At 65.0% G+C, this 19,341-nt stretch carries 14 protein-coding genes; 7 read left to right on the top strand and 7 right to left on the bottom strand.

The genetic code is table 11. The annotated features are described in order from the left end of the window. Positions 1 to 251 precede the first annotated feature (251 nt). The 4 genes from HB634_RS19245 to cutA all read right to left on the bottom strand — a co-directional run bounded on the left by HB634_RS19245 (position 252) and on the right by cutA (position 4,017). Positions 252 to 806, bottom strand: coding sequence for a DUF1415 domain-containing protein (locus tag HB634_RS19245; protein WP_213949759.1), 555 nt, complete (start codon positions 804 to 806; stop codon positions 252 to 254). Positions 807 to 817: 11 nt separating this feature from the next. Then, entirely contained in the window at positions 818 to 1,357 is a 540-nt protein-coding gene (locus HB634_RS19240) for a TlpA disulfide reductase family protein (RefSeq protein ID WP_213949758.1), read from the bottom strand. Beyond that, positions 1,354 to 3,615, bottom strand: a complete 2,262-nt coding sequence (locus HB634_RS19235) for a protein-disulfide reductase DsbD (RefSeq protein ID WP_213949757.1) — start codon at positions 3,613 to 3,615, stop codon at positions 1,354 to 1,356. The genes HB634_RS19240 and HB634_RS19235 overlap by 4 nt, the downstream gene beginning before the upstream one ends. A 72-nt stretch (positions 3,616 to 3,687) precedes the next feature. Next, complete coding sequence (cutA, locus tag HB634_RS19230; protein ID WP_213949756.1) at positions 3,688 to 4,017, bottom strand: divalent-cation tolerance protein CutA; 330 nt, start codon at positions 4,015 to 4,017, stop codon at positions 3,688 to 3,690. Between the two features lie 194 nt (positions 4,018 to 4,211). Here cutA and HB634_RS19225 point away from each other — a divergent pair, with 194 nt between their 5' ends. From HB634_RS19225 to HB634_RS19215, 3 genes are all read left to right on the top strand, one after another. Beyond that, positions 4,212 to 4,505, top strand: a complete 294-nt coding sequence (locus HB634_RS19225; RefSeq protein ID WP_046968171.1) for a co-chaperone GroES — start codon at positions 4,212 to 4,214, stop codon at positions 4,503 to 4,505. A gap of 60 nt (positions 4,506 to 4,565) precedes the next feature. Continuing rightward, a complete protein-coding gene (gene groL, locus HB634_RS19220; RefSeq protein WP_063570985.1) occupies positions 4,566 to 6,212 on the top strand; it encodes a chaperonin GroEL in 1,647 nt (548 codons plus the stop codon). Between the two features lie 180 nt (positions 6,213 to 6,392). Then, the gene (locus HB634_RS19215; protein WP_213949755.1) at positions 6,393 to 7,283 is read left to right on the top strand and encodes a hypothetical protein; all 891 of its coding nucleotides are present in this window, start codon (positions 6,393 to 6,395) and stop codon (positions 7,281 to 7,283) included. A 32-nt stretch (positions 7,284 to 7,315) separates the two neighbouring features. Here HB634_RS19215 and HB634_RS19210 read toward each other — a convergent pair whose 3' ends face one another. Further along, entirely contained in the window at positions 7,316 to 9,208 is a 1,893-nt protein-coding gene (locus HB634_RS19210) for an LTA synthase family protein (protein ID WP_213949754.1), read from the bottom strand. A 135-nt stretch (positions 9,209 to 9,343) separates the two neighbouring features. Here HB634_RS19210 and glnE point away from each other — a divergent pair, with 135 nt between their 5' ends. The 4 genes from glnE (at position 9,344) to HB634_RS19190 (ending at position 15,153) form a co-directional block, all read left to right on the top strand. Further along, positions 9,344 to 12,232, top strand: coding sequence for a bifunctional [glutamate--ammonia ligase]-adenylyl-L-tyrosine phosphorylase/[glutamate--ammonia-ligase] adenylyltransferase (glnE, locus tag HB634_RS19205; protein WP_213949753.1), 2,889 nt, complete (start codon positions 9,344 to 9,346; stop codon positions 12,230 to 12,232). A gap of 50 nt (positions 12,233 to 12,282) precedes the next feature. Next, positions 12,283 to 13,215, top strand: coding sequence for a nucleoside hydrolase (locus HB634_RS19200; RefSeq protein ID WP_063570989.1), 933 nt, complete (start codon positions 12,283 to 12,285; stop codon positions 13,213 to 13,215). 128 nt (positions 13,216 to 13,343) lie between these two features. After that, positions 13,344 to 13,589 (top strand): type B 50S ribosomal protein L31, encoded by a 246-nt coding sequence (locus tag HB634_RS19195; RefSeq protein ID WP_046966218.1) that lies wholly within the window; start codon positions 13,344 to 13,346, stop codon positions 13,587 to 13,589. A gap of 268 nt (positions 13,590 to 13,857) precedes the next feature. Beyond that, positions 13,858 to 15,153, top strand: coding sequence for a citrate synthase (locus HB634_RS19190; protein ID WP_063570990.1), 1,296 nt, complete (start codon positions 13,858 to 13,860; stop codon positions 15,151 to 15,153). Between the two features lie 844 nt (positions 15,154 to 15,997). Here the strand turns inward: HB634_RS19190 and HB634_RS19185 are convergent. Next, positions 15,998 to 16,669, bottom strand: a complete 672-nt coding sequence (locus HB634_RS19185) for a hypothetical protein (RefSeq protein WP_063573800.1) — start codon at positions 16,667 to 16,669, stop codon at positions 15,998 to 16,000. A 31-nt stretch (positions 16,670 to 16,700) separates the two neighbouring features. After that, positions 16,701 to 19,277, bottom strand: a complete 2,577-nt coding sequence (locus HB634_RS19180; protein WP_213949752.1) for a penicillin-binding protein 1A — start codon at positions 19,275 to 19,277, stop codon at positions 16,701 to 16,703. Positions 19,278 to 19,341: the final 64 nt, after the last annotated feature.

Genomic DNA, 19,341 nt, shown 5'->3' with positions numbered 1-19,341 from the left:
TGTCGTCTCGGCTTGTCCAGTTCGATGAAGTTCGACGTAGATCGCTGGAGATCGCGACTTTCCATGCTGCAGAGTATGGAGGGGCGTCAGCCCATTCACTAAATCAGCCTTGCAGCAGCATAGGCGGGGTGGGAGCCGATTCATCGGGGAATGGTAAATAAACCCGCGGGGCAGCCGCGCCCTTGAGGTTGCTAGCCTCGGTTCCCACCGAAGGAAGAGCATCGCCGATGAATCGGCTCCTACAGGAGGTTTCAGTCTTCCGGAAACAGCTTCTTCCAGCCCTCGATGCCCAGCTCATCCAGCGTCGCCATATTCGCTTCGAAGATTTTCGAGGCGTCCGGAAAGGCGGCCACGGCCTTGTCGATGCTTTCCTCGCGGAGCAGGTGCAGCGTCGGATAGGGCGAGCGGTTGGTGTAGTTGGTAATGTCGTCGGGGCCGGTGCCCTCGAACTGAAAGTCGGGGTGGAAGCTGGCCACCTGGATCTCGCCATCGAGGCCCAGGTCGTCCACGGCGAGGTCCGCCACCTCGAGGAATTCGTTGAAATCCTCGAAGTCACCCAGTACGCCCGGGTGGATCAGCAGCGTGGTGTCCACCGTTTCGGCGGGCACGTCACGCAGGTATTCGAGTTCACGTTTGAGATCGTCGAGCAGTTCGAGCGGCTGCGTGGCGGCACTGAGGACGTAACGGACCTGGCCTTTCTTGTGCACGGCTTTGGCGAACGGGCAAAGATTGAGGCCGATCACAGCCTTCTCGAGCCAGAGGCGGCTCCGGTCGATCGCTTCGTCGGGGGATGGCAGACCATCCATGGGAACTTCCTTCATCGTGCGGGTGCGAGCCATTCGTCGAGTTCGGGACCGGTGAAGGTACCCACTTTGCGGCGCAGGATACGCCCGTCTTCCCCGATCAGGACGCTATAGGGCAACACCCGGCGCGTGTTGCCGAAAGAAAGCGAACCACCGGGCGCATCGGCGTCCACCAGCATCACGGGGTAACTCACGGGTTGCTTGGCGAGAAAACCGCGAACCCCGGCAGCCGTGTCCTCGGCGAGTCCGAGGACCGCGACATTCCGGTCGCGATGTCGCGAATACGCTGCGTCGAGCAGCGGCATCTCGCGTCGGCACGGTCCGCACCAACTGGCCCAGAAATTGATCAGCACGCGCTTGCCACGCCAGTCCGACAGTTGGCGCGGCTTGCCATCGACGGTGACGAAGCTGGCCACCGGCGCCAGGTCGCCGATATCAGCCACGGTGACGCCCTGTGGCGGTGGCGGATGCAAGCGCCGGTGTTCGACCCATAAGCCGCCCGTCGCTCCAAGGATCGCCAGCACGACGATCCAGAAGGTCGGGCCGCGCGTCATGGTGACGCGGCGGCTTCGAGTGCCTGCTGCACTGTGTCGTAGGTGAGCACGGTGGACAGCTTGTGTCCGTCGCCGCCGCCCTTCGGGTAGACCACGTAAAGCGGCACGCCCACGGAATGGTACTTCTCGAGGAAGGCGGCGATCGTCGCATTGACGTCGGTCCAGTCGCCGCGCATGTACACGGTGCCGGTGCGCTTGAGCAGGGCCTTGAACGCATCCGTGTCGAGCACGGCGTGTTCATTGGCCTTGCAGGTGATGCACCAGTCCGCCGTCATGTCGACCAGCACCGGTGTGCCAGCGGCACGCAGTTCGGCGAGTTTCTCGGGCGAGTAGGACACGATGCCGTCGCTGGCGACCGTGGTCGCGGTCTGCGCCGGCAGGCCGTGCACGGTCCACAGCGCCGCCACGGCGCCCACGGCCAGGACCGCGGTGAAGATCCAGGACAGGCCGCCGCTGCGATGACGGGTGCGGCCGTACCACCACAGCGCCATGGCGAGCAGCACACCGCCGGCCAGCACCAGTGCCGTCGCATCGGCGCCGCGCTGCTTGGTCAGTACCCAGAGCAGCCATACCGCCGTGAGATACATCGGGAAGGCGAGGGCCTGCTTCAGCGTCTCCATCCAGCGGCCGGGACGCGGCAGCAGGCGGGCGATCGCGGGCACGAAGCCTATCAACAGGAAGGGCAGCGCAAGGCCCAGGCCGAGCGCGAGAAAGATCAGGAAGGCCACGCCCACCGGTGCGGCGAACGCGAAGGCGATGGCCGACCCCATGAAGGGAGCCGTGCAGGGGCTGGCCACGACGACGGCAAGCACGCCGGTGAAAAAGTCGCCCGACGGGCCCGAGCGCGAGGCCAGGCCGCTGCCGACGTTGCCCAGCGAGCCGCCGATCTCGAAGAGGCCGGACATCGACAGACCCACGGCGAGCATCACGTAAACCAGGATGCCGATAGCCAGTGGCTGCTGGAACTGGGCACCCCACTGGATGCCATGGCCGGCGGCCCGGATGCCGACGATGATCACGCCGAGTGCGGCGAAGGCCACCAGTACGCCGGCGGTGTACCAGAGAGCGTGCTTCCGCGCGGCGCCCGGGCTCTCCCCGCTTTCCAGGACCGTGATCGCCTTCAGCGACAGCACCGGCAGCACGCAAGGCATCAGGTTGAGCACGAGACCGCCCAGAAGGGCGAGGCCGATGGCGGCGATGAAGCCGAGCGGCGCCTCGCTCTTGGGAACCAGGCCCGCGGGCGGGGGTGTCGGTGCGACTTCCTTCACCATGGCGGCCGTAGCAGCGACCGGCGCCGCAACGGGCGTACCGACGGTCGCCGTACCGGCGCCAAAGTCCACGCTGATATGGCGCTTCATGACCGGATAGCAGATCCCGTTCTCGAGGCAGCCCTGGTAGGCGACGTCGAGCTCGGCGGTCTTCGCGTCCGCCGTGCCCTTGAGCGGGACGGGCAGCTCCACCTGGTCGAAGTAAACGATGGTGTCACCGAAGTGCTCGTCGTGGTGTGCGACACCACTCGGCCAATCAGGCTCGCCCGCCGTCACGCCAGCCGGGGACGCGACTGTGATCTCGGTCTTGTCGCGATAGAGGTAGTAGTCCTTCGGCATCGTCCAGCGCAGCAGCAGCGCGTCGCGTGACTTCACGATGGCTTCGAAGCGGAACGCCTGCTCGGCCGGCACGGCGGTCGCGTCCGTGCCCGGCACCGCGGCCGGCGCACCAAGAAGCGAGGCGCCGCCAGCCACGGGGGCGGCGGCTGCCGGCGCGGCAGTGGGTGCGGGGCCGGTAGGAATGGTCGATGCGCCACCGATGGTGAGCTTCAGGTGCTCGGTATTCGGCGGATAGCAGATCTTCGGTTCGACTTCGTGGCAGCCCTGGTACTGAATGTCGAGGGCAAGCGGTGTGGTGGCGGTGGCGAGCAGCTTGTACGGCACGCTGGCTTCGATATCGCCGTGGTAGATCTCGACATCGCCCAGGTACTCGTCATGCTTCTTCAGGCCGTCGGGCAGCGTCGGGTCGCCGAGCGACACCGCGGCAGGATCCGCCGCCTTGATCTTGATCCGGCCACGGTAGAGGTAATAATCCGGCGCGATGCGCCAGTGCAGCTTGACCATGCCCGGCTGGCTGGCATCCGTCGTGAGGTGGAAAGCCTCGGTGACGGGCAGCAGGTCGTCGTCGCTTTGTGCGAACGCGGGCAGGGCAACGAGCAACAGGCCGAATGCGGCGACCAGGTTCCGCGCAAGGCGGCGAAGCGACGACATGGTGATCTCCGTGGAGCAAGAGCGGTGACGAGGCGCGTGGGGCGTCGACCATTATGACCGGGCGAACCCGGGTTAGCTTGCGTCGACGCCGACGCTGGCCTCCAGCCACGCCAGGTAGGGCGCATGCCCGGCCACGACGGGGAGGGCGACGATTTCCGGTACGTCATAAGGATGTCGCGCCAGGACGAAGCGCTCCAGGGCGGCGAACGCCTCTCGGGTCGTCTTCGCCACCAGCAGGTCTTCCTCGTCGGTGACGATCTCGCCTTTCCAGCGGTAGGTGGAGCGCACTCCCGGTAGCCGGTTCACGCAGGCGGCCAGACCCGCCTCCACAAGGGCGCGGGCGAGCGATTCGGCGGGTTCGCCTGATGGGCAGGCAATGAGGACAGCGATGGGTTCGGACATGGGCCGATTGTCGTCTCTTCCGCCCTTTTTTGAACCCGGGGCCTTGAACGGTTTCGTGCCGCCGCCATCTGTCGAGCAACCGCAGCTCTTCCGAATCAGGAAAGCTTAGGGCTAAAATTCTGGCACTCACCCTGAGCAAGTGCTAACAGGGTGGACCTTTTTCCTTATCCGTCAAACACATGTTTGGAGAAGTCATGAGCAAACTGCGCCCGCTGCACGACCGCGTCATCGTCAAGCGCCTCGAAGAAGAGCGCGTTTCCGCCGGTGGCATCGTTATCCCGGATAGCGCCACCGAGAAGCCCACCCGCGGCAAGGTCCTCGCTGCCGGTACCGGTCTCCTCCTGGCCAGCGGCCAGCTCCGCCCGATGGGCGTGAAGGAAGGCGACGTGGTCCTGTTCGGCAAGTACGCCGGCCAGGAAATCAAGGTCGACGGCGAAGACCTGGTCTTCCTGAAGGAAGACGACATCGTGGCGGTTCTGGAAGGCTGAGCGTTCGCTCGCCCCGTTCTCCCCGATCTCATCCACTAAATATCTAAGGATTCAAAGACCATGGCATCAAAAGAAGTCCGCTTCGGTGAAGACGTCCGCGCTCGCATGCTGAAGGGTGTCAACACCCTCGCCAACGCGGTCAAGGTCACCCTGGGCCCGAAGGGCCGCAACGTCGTGATCGAGAAGAGCTTCGGCGTCCCGACCGTCACCAAGGACGGCGTCTCGGTCGCGAAGGAAATCGAACTCGCCGACAAGTACGAGAACATCGGCGCGCAGATCGTCAAGGAAGCCGCCTCGAAGACCTCCGACGTGGCCGGTGACGGCACCACGACCGCGACCGTCCTCGCCCAGGCGTTCATCCAGGAAGGCCTCAAGGCGGTTGCCGCCGGCATCAACCCGATGGACCTCAAGCGCGGTATCGACCAGGCTGTCATCGCCGCCGTCGCCGAGCTGAAGAAGCTGTCGAACCCGACCGCTGACGACAAGGCGATCGCCCAGGTCGGCACGATCTCGGCCAACTCCGATTCGAACATCGGTGACATCATCGCCACGGCGATGGGCAAGGTCGGCAAGGAAGGCGTGATCACGGTTGAAGAAGGTTCGGGCCTCGAGAACGAGCTCGACGTCGTTGAAGGCATGCAGTTCGACCGCGGCTACCTGTCGCCGTACTTCATCAACAACCAGCAGTCGCAGCAGGTTGAGCTGGACGACCCGTTCATCCTCATCCACGACAAGAAGATCTCGAACGTTCGCGAGCTCCTGCCGGTGCTCGAGGCTGTCGCCAAGGCCGGTAAGCCGCTGCTGATCGTTGCCGAGGAAGTCGAAGGCGAAGCCCTGGCCACCCTCGTCGTCAACACGATCCGTGGCATCGTCAAGGTCGCCGCCGTCAAGGCGCCGGGCTTCGGCGATCGTCGCAAGGCGATCCTGGAAGACATCGCCGTCCTCACCGGTGGCACGGTCATTTCCGAGGAAGTCGGCCTGGCGCTGGACAAGGCCACGATCACCGACCTCGGCCATGCCAAGCGCGTCGTGATCACCAAGGAAAACACCACGATCATCGATGGTGCCGGCGAAGCCACGCTTATCCAGTCGCGCATCGGCCAGATCAAGGCGCAGATCGAAGAGACCTCTTCGGACTACGACCGTGAGAAGCTGCAGGAGCGTGTTGCCAAGCTTGCCGGCGGCGTTGCCGTCATCAAGGTCGGCGCCGCGACGGAAGTCGAAATGAAGGAAAAGAAGGCCCGCGTCGAAGACGCCCTGCACGCTACGCGCGCAGCCGTCGAAGAAGGCGTGGTCCCGGGCGGCGGCGTCGCCCTGATCCGTGCACTGAAGGCGCTCGAAGGCCTCAAGGGCAAGAACACGGACCAGGACCTCGGCATCGCGATCACGCGTCGCACGCTGGAAGCTCCGCTCCGCGCCATCGTCACCAATGCCGGTGAAGAGGCTTCGGTCATCGTCAACCAGGTCAAGGCCGGTGAAGGTAACTACGGTTACAACGCCGCCACGGGTGAGTTCGGCGACATGATCGCCTTCGGCATCCTGGACCCGACCAAGGTCACCCGCTCGGCACTGCAGTTCGCCGCGTCGGTTGCCGGTTCGATCATCACGACCGAAGCGGCCGTGACGGAATTGCCGAAGAAGGACGACGGCCACGGCCATGGTGGCGGCGGTGGTGGCATGGGCGGCATGGGCGGTATGGACTTCTAAGTCCAGCCCTCCGGCTCGCTATACGAAGAGGCCCCGCGAAAGCGGGGCTTCTTTTTTGTATGCGAGCGCGAACATCCTTTCATGGATCAGTGCGTCGAATCGGCAACTACACGTAACGTCTTGCGGACCACGCGGCGGCGGCGTAGAAAATGATCGTGTACACACCCAAGGAGTACGACCATGACATGGAAACTGAGTCTTCTTTCGCTTTGCCTGGCGTTCGAATGCGCCGCCTGCCAGACACATCTTTCGCGGCCGCAGGCCGCCGGTGACGACACCGCGTCGCGGCTCAACGCCCGTTACGACAAGACGGATATGGCCTGTGACGGCGGCAGGGCCGCCTATTACTGCAACGGCGTGCTGATTCGCGCGACCGATGCGGTTCCGACTGACGATGAACCCGATCGCCACGCCTGGGAGCCGTCCCCGGGGACCGGGACGCCGGAGGCACTTTCCTTTAGCTATCTGCGCAAAGACGTGGGCAGTCGCATCCTCTACGGCGAGCACGCACGTCCCCATGGGCTGATCCTGAAAGAGGCCGAGGTAAGCGGTAGCCCCGATACGTTTCCCATCACCCTTTTCTGCTCCTTTCCCCACGATGCCATTACGGGTGGCAGAGGGCCGAAGGGGTGCGGAGCCAGTTCTCTGTATCCCGTCGAAAGTGTGCCGTGCAAAGAGCAAGGCATCGACACCGTCGACGCGTGGCGTAAGCACTTTGCGGCGGTGACCTCATTTCCCAACCAGTTCAATCACCAATGCGGCTTCGGCGTCGACCAGTCCTCGTTTGCGCTGAGCATCGCCTCTCGTGTGCCCGCCGGCATGGTCGACGTGATGCAGCACATGGAGCTGATGGTCGCGACCTGGCCACTGGATAAGCCGCAGGAGGTGCCCTTCGAGGCGTTCTTCTACACCGCTGGGCCCTACGAGGAGAAGGGCCTGAAGGGAGCGCAACTCATTCAGCGCGATTACCAGCTGGTTACGGGCCGGGTTATTCCCATCGTCCGCTTCACTGTGGACGAAAATATCGAGCCCTTCAGTTACCGGGTGGAGGACCAGGCCGTCGTTCGCTGACGATCAATGCACGTCCCTGCGCGCCGCGGCAACTACTGCCCGGCGCCTGACTCCGCATCATGTTCCGCCTCGCCCGGCTGGCGGGCGACATCGATGCCCGCGTCGGGCAGGGCGTAACGCGCAAGCAGCGGATCAAGCTTGTTCGTCAGGCGAAGCAGGGCGATGTTGCCCATGGCGGTATCGGTCTGCTTCGTGCCGGCGTCTTCGGGCGCGGCGTTCGCGTCCGGCGACCGAGTAAGCGAGGCGAGCTGGCTGCCGAGCACCTGGGTGAGAGCGAAATACGCGTCGTCGTGGATGCCGGCGCGTTCCAGTACGAGGCCGGGCAACATCCACGACGCCATATCGCCATGAACTGCCGGCGGGCCGTCGTTGTGTGCGTCTACAAGCACCCACGGGACCATCTGCGTATCGAACGGCTGGCCGTCGCGAAACCCGGCGTGGTTATACGTGTTGGTCAACGCAGGAAGATGATCGCCGTAGAACAACAGGATAGTCGGACGCTCGCGTTTCGCGAGCAGGTCGGCCAGACGGCCGAGTTCGGCGTCCGCGTGATGCATGTGATAGACGTAGTTCTGCCACTCGAGCTTGTCCTTGCCCTCGACGCCGGCCGGGACGGGAATGGCGTCGCGCTCCGCGACGTTCGTGTTGTCGGAGCCATCGTAAGGGCCATGCGCCTCGATGCTGATCGCGAAGATGAGGCGCTGTGGGCCGGCGTCAGGCAGCTGCGCCATGATCTCGTCGGTCATGGCGCTGTCAGCCATATAGGTGCCGTCGTTCTTCGCGTTCGCGGGGAAGCCGGCGCGCGAGACGAACCGATCGAAGCCGATCGCCTTGAACGCCGCCGGGCGGTTCCAGAAATTGGGGTTGTGTCCATGCAGGGCCACGGTTTCATAGCCGTGCGAACGCAGGGCGCGAACCATGCTGGGAACGACCTGGTTGTGCAGATCCAGGTACGGGTAGCGCATATTGCCGAAGTACCGCAGCGAGAGACCCGTGAGTACTTCGAACTCGGTGCGGATGGTCCCGCCTCCGAACGTGGGAACATGCAGGCCGCCGCCGCTGCCTTCCTGCGTGAGGCGATGCAGGTTGGGCGCGACATCCTCGTCGTAGCCATTGACACCCGAAGGATCGAAGAACGATTCACTCTGGATGATGACGATGTCCGGGGGCTGTCTCGTGTGCTGTGACGCGGCGGCCATGTGCTCACGCAACGCACCGTCGTTATCGCCGATCAGTTGCAGTGCCGCCTTCGGATCGTCCTTGGGCTTATTGCGTGAGGCCTGAAGATGGAACTGCATGAGGTTGGAGACGACGCCGTTGTATCCCGCGTTTTCCGATGGCGACCAGGGCATCATGCCGAGGCGCTGGCCGTTGTAGATCTTGGCCCAGCCCGGTGTGCCCGCGAAGAGTGTGACGAAGAGGGTGCCGAGGGCGAAGGTGGCGACGATGCGCCGGCCGTAGGTGCGGCGTGCGAAGACCGGTGGCTCGAAACGCACCAGCAGAACGACGACGGCGATCAGTGCCGCGATAGCCAGATACGGTGCGATCTCCCGGGGCAGATAACCCGAAAGGAGCGACAGACCACCGTTACTCAGCTGACCGACCAGCCCGAAATCCGCAGGCAACAGCGGCGTACCAAGATTCTTGACCTTGATCGCGCTCACCGCGAACACGATGCCCTGGGCAAGGAACGCGATGCCGAAGGACAACCAGGTGCGGCGCGTGAGGGTGAGCAGAAGGGTGGCCAGCATCAGGCCCGGCATGGCGTTGGCGATCAGGTGGCCGGGGCGGGCCATCCACTGGTCCGTACCGACGCCCGGATTGCCGTCGATGAATCCGGTGAAGAGAACGAACATCAGCGCCGAAACCACCGGGAGCGCGATGCGCCCCGCACGGTCACGCCAGGTTTTCGATTCGCTAGACATATAAGCCGACGTCCGCATCCAATCCCACTGGGGGTAGGGACTGTAACGGAACGGACATGAATCGGTTGTCATGGGAAGTCGCGGACTTTTCTACGATTCTTCGTAAGTTGACGCTTCAGGCACAATGGTGACCTCATGAACGCCTCCACGCCGGCTCCGCGCGAAAGCCCAGAACTACGCGCACTCATCGACCATCGTTACGCAGACGTGATGGCGGCATGCCGGGCTGCCCGGATTCCCGTTCACGACGACGCCGGCGTCGCCGAGCGTATCCGCCGTACGCTGGTCGCCTCCGATTTCGCCTTCGACGTCTTCCGCCGCCAGCCGGAGCTGCTCGCGCCGGCCGGCCTGGAGCGGCTGCGCGCCAGCGCAGACGCCGCGACGCGCGGTGGTCTGCTGGACCTCCCGGCGGACGAAGACCGCTGTATGTCCATACTGCGTCGGTTTCGCCATGCGGAAGCCGTTCGCCTTGTGTTTCGTGACGTGAACGGTCTCGATGACATCGACGAGACGCTCGCGTCGACAAGCGCCCTTTACGAGACCCTGCTCACCGCCGCCTTGCGTTGGTCGGAGAACTCGCTGCACGCGCGGTTCGGCGTGCCCCGGGACAGTGCGGGCGTCGAGCAGCGCATGGTCGTCGTCGGCTTTGGGAAGCTCGGCGGCAATGAACTGAATTTCTCCTCGGACATCGATCTCATCCTGGCGTACGCCTCGGCGGGCGACACCGACGGTTCGCGTTCGCTCGACAACGGCGAATACTTCATCCGCGAGGCACGCCAGCTGGTGCGCCTGCTTGCGGAACCGACCGTGGACGGCATCTGTGCACGGGTGGACCTGCGCCTGCGTCCGTTCGGCAATGCCGGCCGTCTCGCGCTGCCGTTCGCCGCCATGGAGCAGTACTACCAGCGAGAAGGTCGCGACTGGGAGCGCTACGCATGGATCAAGGCGCGTCCCGTTGCAGGCGATCGCACGGCAGGACGCGAGCTTCAGGACATGCTGCGTCCGTTTGTCTACCGGCGCTACCTCGACTACACCGCCTTCGCCGGCCTGCGCGAGATGAAGTCGCTCATCGATGCCGAGGTGGCGCGCAAGGATCTCGCTGGCAACCTCAAGCTCGGTCCCGGTGGCATTCGCGAAATCGAGTTCGTGGTCCAGCTGACGCAGATGATCCGCGGTGGCCGCGATCCCGCGCTGCGTGTGCGCGGCCTGTTGCCCGCGCTGCGTGCGTGCGAGGCACGCGGCTACATTCCTGCCGCGCGTGCCAAGCTGCTCCGCTCGGCCTACCTGTTCCTGCGTCGCGTGGAGAACCGCCTGCAGATGCTGCGCGACGCCCAGACGCATGACATTCCCGACGACGAGCTGTCTCGCGAGCGCCTCGCCCTGGGCCTGGATTATCCGTCGTGGGACGCCCTGGCCATCGAGCTGGCGGCACACCGCACGGCCGTCTCGGCTGAGTTCGCCGCCGTGCTCGTGCCCGAAGCGGGGCAGACCGCGACGGCCCCGGTCGCCGACATCGAACTGTGGACGGCGGCACGCGACGGCTCGCTAAGCGCGGCGACGCTGGAGGCCTCGGGTTTTACGGGCGCCGTCGACGCCGCGGAGCAGCTGACCAAACTTCCCCAGGCTGCAGCGGTACGTTCCATGTCCGCCCGCTCCGGCGAGCGTCTCGAACGACTGATGCCCCAGCTCATTGGCGCCGCGCGTGCCAGCGCATCGCCGTCCGCGAGCCTGCTGCGCATGGTCCGGCTGGTGCAGGCCGTGGCGCGACGGTCCTCTTACCTTGCCTTGCTCGACGAGCAGCCGAATGCGCGGCGCCGCGTTGCCGGCGTCTTTTCCGACAGTGCCTTTCTGGCGGAGCGCGTCATCGCGCAGCCCCTGCTACTGGACGACGTGCTCGATCCGCGCATCGACCAGCTTCCGCTGAAGCGCGCGGATATTTCCGCGGAGATCGCGCGCACCCTGGGCACGCTGGATGAACGCGACGCGGAGCGTGAGCTGGAACGGCTCAACGAGTTCCGTTCGAGCATCGCGTTCCGTCTCGGCCTGGCCTTCAACGACGGGCGAGCCGACGCGCCGGCCACGGCGCGTCGGCTCGCGGGCCTTGCCGAGGCCATCGTGGCCGCCGTGCTGGCGCTGGCGACGCGCGAGCTGACGGCGCAGCACGGACGCCTGCCCGGCGAGGGGGGTGGATTTACCGTGTTGGGCTACGGCAGCCTGGGTGGCGAGGAGCTCGGTTTCGCCTCGGATCTCGATCTTGTGTTCGTCTACGACGGCAGGCTCGCCAACGCGATGAGCGATGGTGCCCGACCGGTTGACGGGACACGCTGGTTCCAGCGCCTTGCCCAACGCGTCATGCACTGGCTGAGTGCGCAAACGCACGCCGGCAAGCTCTATGACGTGGATACGCGCCTGAGGCCAGATGGCTCGAAAGGGTTACTGGTTGCCAGTGTCGATGCCTTCGAGGCCTACCAGCGCGATCGTGCATGGACCTGGGAGCACCAGGCCCTCTTGCGCGCACGAGCGGTAGCGGGCGACGTGCGGCTGGGTGGTGTGCTCGCCGATATACGCCGCGACATTCTTTCCACGCCGCGCGATAGCAGCCGCGTGATCGCTGAGGTCAGTGCGATGCGGCGGCGCTGGCGTGCCGAGCGCGATCGTTCGGATGCCATGCGCCTGGACCTCAAGCAGGGCGTAGGGGCACTCATCGATATCGAGTTCGTGCTGCAGGGCATGGTGCTGGCTCACGCGGCCGAGCATCCGGCGATCCTCGACACGACGTCCAGCAGCACGTTGATCGACGCGCTGCGTTCGGTGGGGCTGTTCACCCAGCCGCAGGCCGACACGCTGCACGTCGCACACGCCGACCTGTTGCAGATGGGTCTGGCGTGCACGCTTGACCTGCGATCACGCATCGCCCAGCGCACGCCGGCGCTGGACGCCGCATGCGCGGGTGTAAGCCAGGTGGCGCGGGAGCTGGGTTTCGACCTGGAAGGCGTCGACGCCACGTCGTCACAGGCTGTCTGAACCGGGCGGCCGGCGGTATGCTGTCCGGCCGCTCACGGACCTGACCTGCGATGACCCGACCCTCGTTGTTGATCGACACCGACCCCGGCGTGGACGATGCCCTCGCCATCCTCATGGCGCACGAGCACGCCGATGTAACGGCGCTCACCGTCGCTGCCGGTAACGTCGGGCTGGGTCACACGTTGCGCAATGCGCGCACGCTGGTCGAGTTGGTCGGGGCGAAGACGCCGGTGTTCGGCGGTTGTCCCTCGCCGCTGGTGCGCGCGCCGGAGGAGGATGCGGCCTTCGTCCATGGTGCCGACGGCTTCGGCGATGTGGGCTTCGCGGAGCCGGCGCATCCCGTGCAGGCGGAGCACGCGGCCCTCGCGCTGATCCGACTGACCCGTGAACGACCGGGTGAGCTGACGCTCGTGGCCCTGGGTCCCCTGACGAATCTCGCCCTGGCGGTCCGGCTCGATCCTTCCCTGCCGCAGCGCGTAAAGCGCCTCGTTGTCATGGGGGGCGCGGTGACCGGGCATGGGAATACCGGGAAGATACCGGCCGAGTTCAACATCGGTTTCGACCCGGAGGCCGCGCATGTGGTTTTCGAGGCCTTCGAGGCGTTCGACCTGGTCGACTGGGAGGCGACGGTGCGCCATGCCTTCTCCGACGAGGCCTACGAAGGCTGGGTCGCCGCCGGCGACGCCCGCGCTTCCTTCTTTGAAAAGATCTTCGGTACGGCCCGCCGTTTCAACGCCGAGCACGAGCGGACGGGCTTCATCGCCGCCGACGCGCTCGCCATGGCCGTGGCACTGGACCCGGACATAGTGACCCGCGCCGAGACGCGCCATGTGGCCATCGAACTGGACGGTCGGCTCACCCGCGGTGCGACCGTGGTCGACTGGCATCGCAGGCTCGGCGGCAAGCCGAACGCCCGGATCGTGCTCGAGGTGGACCAGGCCCGGTTTGGCGAATTGATTGCCCAGGCGCTAGGCGTCGCCTGATCGCTGCCCCTGTAGGAGTCGATTCATCGGCGATCCCCCGGCGGCGGGCCAGGAGCTGGACTTGATGTCCCGACCACCGCTGGTTACAATGCCGCTCTTTTCACCCCGCTAATTCTTAGAGTCACGCCATGAAAGAGAACATCCACCCGAAGTACCAGTCCGTCGTTTTCCAGGACCTGTCGTCCGATTTCGCGTTCCTTACGCGTTCGACCATGTCCAGCAAGGAAACGGTCAAGTGGGAAGACGGTAACGAATACCCGGTGATCAAGCTCGATATCTCGAGCCACTCGCACCCGTTCTACACCGGCAAGCAGAAGACGCTGGACGTCGGCGGCCGCGTCGACAAGTTCCGTCAGCGCTACGGCCAGAAGTAAAACGGTTCCATCCGCGCGCCGCCTGCGGGGTGGCGTTTCGCGAGGATAGACAGACACGGGGCGAGCCCACGGCTTGCCCCGTGTCTTTTTGCGTGTGCGATTCGGATGCTGGCCAACGGACGTTTGAATAGCCTCTGTGCGATAATGGGGAACTTCGGCCGCACGCGGCGGCCGGTACGACACCTCTCCCCCGGGGTCGTTTTTCCCAACATCGCTACGTTTCGCCAGTTGCTGGCGGAACGGGTACAGAGAGAAAGAGGAGCTCGCCGTGTCCGACGCCAAAACCGTCAAATTGGTCGATGAATCCAACAAGCCCGTGAGCGAACTGCCGGTCATCGGTGGCACGCTTGGCGCCGAGTGCGTCGACATCGGCACCTTGTACAAGGACACCGGTTACTTCACGTACGATCCGGGCTACGGCAGCACCGCCAGCACCAAGAGCGCCATCACCTATATCGATGGTGACAAGGGCGTCCTGCTGTACCGCGGCTACCCGATCGAACAGCTCGCCGAGAAGTCCACCTTCCTCGAGACCTCGTACCTGCTGCTCAACGGCGAACTGCCGAACAAGACCGAGTTCGCGAAGTTCGAGCACGACATCACGCATCACTCGATGATGCATGAGAACCTCAAGTTCTTCCTGCGTGGCTTCAACCACGACGCGCATCCGATGGCCATGCTGGCCGGTTCGATCGCCTCGCTGTCGGCGTTCTATCACGACAAGCTCGATGTCGATAACCCGGAAGACCGCAAGCTCGCTGCTATCCGCCTCATCGCGAAGATGCCGACGATCTCCGCCGCCATCTACCGTCACTCGATCGGCTGGCCGACGCGTTATCCGCGCAACAACCTCGAGTACGTCACCCGCTTCCTGCACATGATGTTCGAAGTGCCGAGCGAGCCGCTGGAGCTGAACCCGGTCGTCGCCAAGGCGCTCGACCTGCTGTTCATCCTGCACGCCGATCACGAGCAGAACGCCTCCACCTCCACCGTCCGCCTGGTCGGTTCGACCGGTGCGAACCCGTACGCCTCGATCGCCGCAGGCATCACCGCGCTGTGGGGTCCGGCACACGGTGGTGCGAACGAAGCCGTGCTCAAGCAGCTCGGCGAGATCGGCACCGCCGACAAGGTCGAGACCGCCGTCAAGCGCGCGAAGGACAAGAACGATTCCTTCCGCCTGATGGGCTTCGGCCACCGCGTGTACAAGAACTTCGATCCGCGCGCCAAGATCATCCGCGAGATGTGCCACAAGGTGCTCGAGGAACTCGGCGTCAACGATCCGCTGCTCGATGTCGCGATGAAGCTGGAAGAGGCCGCGCTGAAGGACGACTACTTCGTCGAGCGCAAGCTCTACCCGAACGTCGACTTCTATTCGGGCATCATCTACAAGGCACTGGGCATCCCGGCCGAGATGTTCACCGTGATGTTCGCCATCGCGCGCACCTCCGGCTGGATCTCGCACTGGATCGAGCAGCACGAAACCCCGGGCGCCCGCATCGGTCGTCCCCGCCAGATCTACACCGGCGCCGACGTTCGCGACTACACACCGAACGACAAGCGCTAAGAAGAAAAAGCCCCGCGGAAAGCGGGGTTTTTTTTGGTTCATCGCGGATTACCGGGCCCGGGCGCTCGGGTTTCGGTCGGGGCATTCTTTCGCACCTCGCACCTCGCACCTGGCTCGCCTTCGGCCTCGCGGGCTCGGCTTCGCCGTCGCTTCGTACACTTGGGCGTCTCGCGGGGAGACCTTGGTGTCCACCCTCGCTGCTCAGACACGTCCTCCGCGTTCGACAAGGAAAGGCCGCTCACGCGGCCCATGTACCTACTGGCCTACGGCCGCTCCACTTGTGCGGAACTCGCCTCGAGGGTGGACACCAAGGTCTCTCACGACGCGACGGTCAGCTGGACGGAGAGCCTTTGGGCGTGGGCGTTGCCGCCGAAGCCGGCCGTTACGGCGGTCGTGCAGATACGTCATTTCCGGCGCGGCGAGCGTTTTCCTCGCCGCTGCGCTGCCTCGCGCGGACGATCTCAGCGCGCTGGGGTCGACCGTTGGGCGATGCCGACGAGCCAGCAGCCGAAGCGGCGTTGCTTCGTCTCGACCCACACGAACCTCAGGGATGGGAAGAGTCTTCGGTGCCCACCCTCGAGGCGAGTTCCGCACAAGTGGAGCGGCCGTAGGCCAAATAAGTACACGGCCGCGCAGCGGCCTTTCCGGCACGAAACGCGGAGGACGTGTCTGAGCATCGAGGGTGGGCACCGAAGGCTCTGCGCCGCCACGCCTGCGCGCCGAACGCTCTGCGCCGCCACGCCTGCGCGCCGAACGCTCTGCGCCGCCACGCCTGCACGCCGAAGGCTCTGCGCCTCACCGTCTTCGGCGTCCCCGGCATTCCGCGAAGAACCTTTTTTTGCTCCTACCGATCAAATGCAGGTGTCGACGCGTTGAACGCCTCGATGTCTTCCTCGGCAAGCAATGCCTGCACCATCGACGCGGTCGCCCGGCGCATCGGTCGGTCGTCCACGCGGTCCAGCGGTGCCTGACGCAGGGCATCCAGCGGCAGCACGGTCAGGTCGAACGGGATGCCGTCGGCGCCGAAGAGCAACACGGGATGCTCGCTTTGCTCGTTGCCCGACCAGCGCAGCCGCCGCGTCTGCGTCTCCAGGGGAATGCCTTGCTCCTGGAGAAACAGCACCGGTGCTTCCGGATCGTCGCTGAAGACATGCAGGCAAACGGCGGAGTGTTCATCGGCCGTGCCTTCGAGGACGGCGCCTACCAGTCGAGCGTCGAATCCGCGGAGGAACCGCAGCGCTTCCACAGCGGCTTCGCGTCGCGCGCGCAAGGCCTGTGGTTGCGAATCCGCCTTGAAGATCCGCTGATGTTCGCGAAGCGCATCTTCGATCTCGTTGTTACGGGGCAGTGCTTGCGTGTCGGCGATGCCGAGTCGCTCGGCGGCCTTCACCTTAGCGTGGTGGAAGTCGCGGATACCGTGCTCACTCATCAGGCGCGCCGCTTCCTGGGCGACAAGGGCGCGATGACGCTGCGTCCGGTCCTGTGCGTGGATTTTGTGGTGCTCGCCTCGTGCCATGACTCACCCCCGTGTGGTGTGTATGTGTACGTCAGAAAATATCGTAGGCGTGGTCCTGCTGTTCCTCCTGCTGTTTCTGCGTTGCCTGCTCGCGAAGACGGTCGACATCCTCGACCTTCATGATTTCATTCATGCCACCCGGTGAGGGCAGGCCCGAACCCGCATCGATCTGCAGCGTGGCGATGCCTGGCGGCATGGCCAACGTGTGCGACGGCTTGTCCTTGAGTACCGCGCCCATGTAGTCCATCCAGATGGGCAAAGCGGCCTTCGCGCCGAACTCGCCCCGACCGAGCGAGCTGAAGTCGTCGAAGCCGACCCAGACAGCCGTGGAAACGTCGCCGTTGAAGCCGACGAACCAGGCGTCGCGGTGGTCGTTGGTCGAGCCCGTTTTGCCGGCGAGGTCGTCGCGACCAAGGGCTCGCGCTGCCGAACCGGTGCCGCGCTTGATCACGTCCTGCATGAGCGACGTCACCAGGTAGTCGTTGCGCACGTCGATCACGTGGGGAGCGAGCTTCGGCACCTTCGCCTGGTCGGCGTGGGCATCGGCGGGAAGCACGGCATCGCCCGTGCCGTTACCCCCCGTGCTGCTGGCAGCCGCCGGTTTGGCCGGAATGAGGGCGGTGGAAGGCTGGGTCGGTGGGCCGGCCGGAGCGGGATTGAGCAAGCGTTCCTGGCAATCCGCGCAGGCGCGTTCCGGGTTGGCGAGGTACACCGGATTACCGTCACGGTCGTCGATGCGCGCGATGAAATACGGGGTGACGAGGTAGCCGCCGTTGGCGAATACGGCGTAGCCACGCGCCATGCTCATTGGCGAGACCGATGCGGTGCCGAGGGCGAGTGACAGGTTCTGTGGCAGGGCGTCCGGCGTGAAGCCGAAGCGCGTCATGTATTCGCGGGCATAGCGCACGCCGATGGCATCGAGCAGGCGAACCGAAACGAGGTTCTTCGACTGCACCAGCGCCTCGCGCAGGCGCATCGGCCCTGCAAACTTGTTGTCGTCGTTCGCCGGCGTCCACATGCCATCGGGGCGCGACGGATCGGGGAAAGCGACCGGCGCATCGTTGACGATGGAGGCGGGCGTGAAGCCTCGCTCGAAGGCGGCCGAATACAGGTATGGCTTGAAACTCGAACCCGGCTGGCGCGCTGCCATCACGGCACGGTTGAACTTCGAACGAAGGAAGCTGAAACCACCCACCAGCGCACGGACGGCACCGTCTTCGGGGTCGACCGAGACGAGGGCGGCCTGCACGGCGGGGATCTGGGTCAGGTGCCAGGCGCCCTTGCCTGGATCGGGCTTCGCTTCCGTCGTGGCCTTCGCGGTGTCCGATGCCTTCGCGTCTTCGTTGATGTCGTCCTTCTCGCTGCGGATGAGGCGAATCACGTCCCCGCGCTTGAGGACGGCGTCGACACGCGTCGGTGCCGCGCCCGCGCGTCCCTCATTCACGTAGGGCCGGGCCCAGGCGATCGAGTCCAGGCTCAAGGTCGCCGACTCCTTCGCGGACAGGTACACCGTCGCCTCCTTCGCCCCGGTTTCGGTGACGATGGCCGGCATCATGCCCGCCACGCTCGTGTAGCCGGCGAGAACGCGGTCGTAGTCCTCGGGGCCAGCCTGGGCAGAGAGCTCTTCATGACCTTCCGGGCCACGGTAGCCGTGGCGCCGGTCATAGGCGGACAGCCGCCCGCGGAGCGCATCGTTGGCGGCCGCCTGGCTGTCGCTCGGCACGGTGGTGTGGACCACGTAGCCCTCGGTAAGGGCGTCATTGCCCAGTTTCTCCAGAACCTGCTGGCGCACCATTTCGGCAAGATACGGCGCGTCCACCTCGATCTGTTGCTCGTGCGGGAAGGCGTCGTTGGGTTCCTTGACGGCCTCGTCGTACTCCGCCTGGGTAATGAAGCGGTTGGAGAGCATCTGGCCGAGCACCCAGTCGCGACGGGCGATCATCCGCTTGGGGTTGTTCAGCGGGTTGACCACCGAGGGCAGCTGGAAGGTCGAAGCCAGGGTGGCACTCTCGGCCACGGTCAGCTGGTCGAGCGTCTTGCCGTAGTAGTACGAGGCCGCCGCCGCGAGGCCGTACGAGCGATGGCCGAGGAACATCTTGTTGATGTAGAGCTCCAGGATCTGGTCCTTGGTGAGCTCGTTCTCCATGCGCAAGGCGATGAATACTTCCGTCAGTTTCCGCGAATAAAGCTTTTCGGGGCTGAGGAAGAAGTTGCGTGCGACCTGCTGCGTTATGGTCGAGCCACCGGGGCCCTTGTCGCCGCCGGACACGATGACGTGGATGCCGGCGCGGGCGATACCGTGCCAGTCGATGCCCGGATGACTATAGAAATCGGCATCTTCGGCCGATAACACAGCATTCTTGAGCCGTGCCGGCACGTCGGCGATGTGCACCGGAATGCGTCGGGTCTCGCCGAAGGAGGCGATCAGCCGTCCGTCGGAGCTCAGTACCCGGAGCGGAACTTGCATGTGATAGTCGCGCAGGACCGCGACCGAGGGGAGGCGCGGGGCCAGCAGCCAGTAGGCGACGCCAATGGCGCCTGCCACGAAAAGGATGCCGGCCAGGGCGAGGTACAGCGCAATGCGCAGCAGACGCTTGAGGATTCGCATGGAGGGGGAAGGGGTCACCGCCGTGTGGGTCGTGGCGGAGTATAGAGCTAAGCCGGGGACGCGA

Source organism: Luteibacter sp. dw_328, from assembly GCF_018449605.1.
In the GTDB taxonomy this organism is placed as follows: Bacteria; Pseudomonadota; Gammaproteobacteria; order Xanthomonadales; family Rhodanobacteraceae; genus Luteibacter.
Note: the sequence above shows the minus strand (reverse complement) of the source record. Positions and strands in the feature narration are given on the sequence as shown.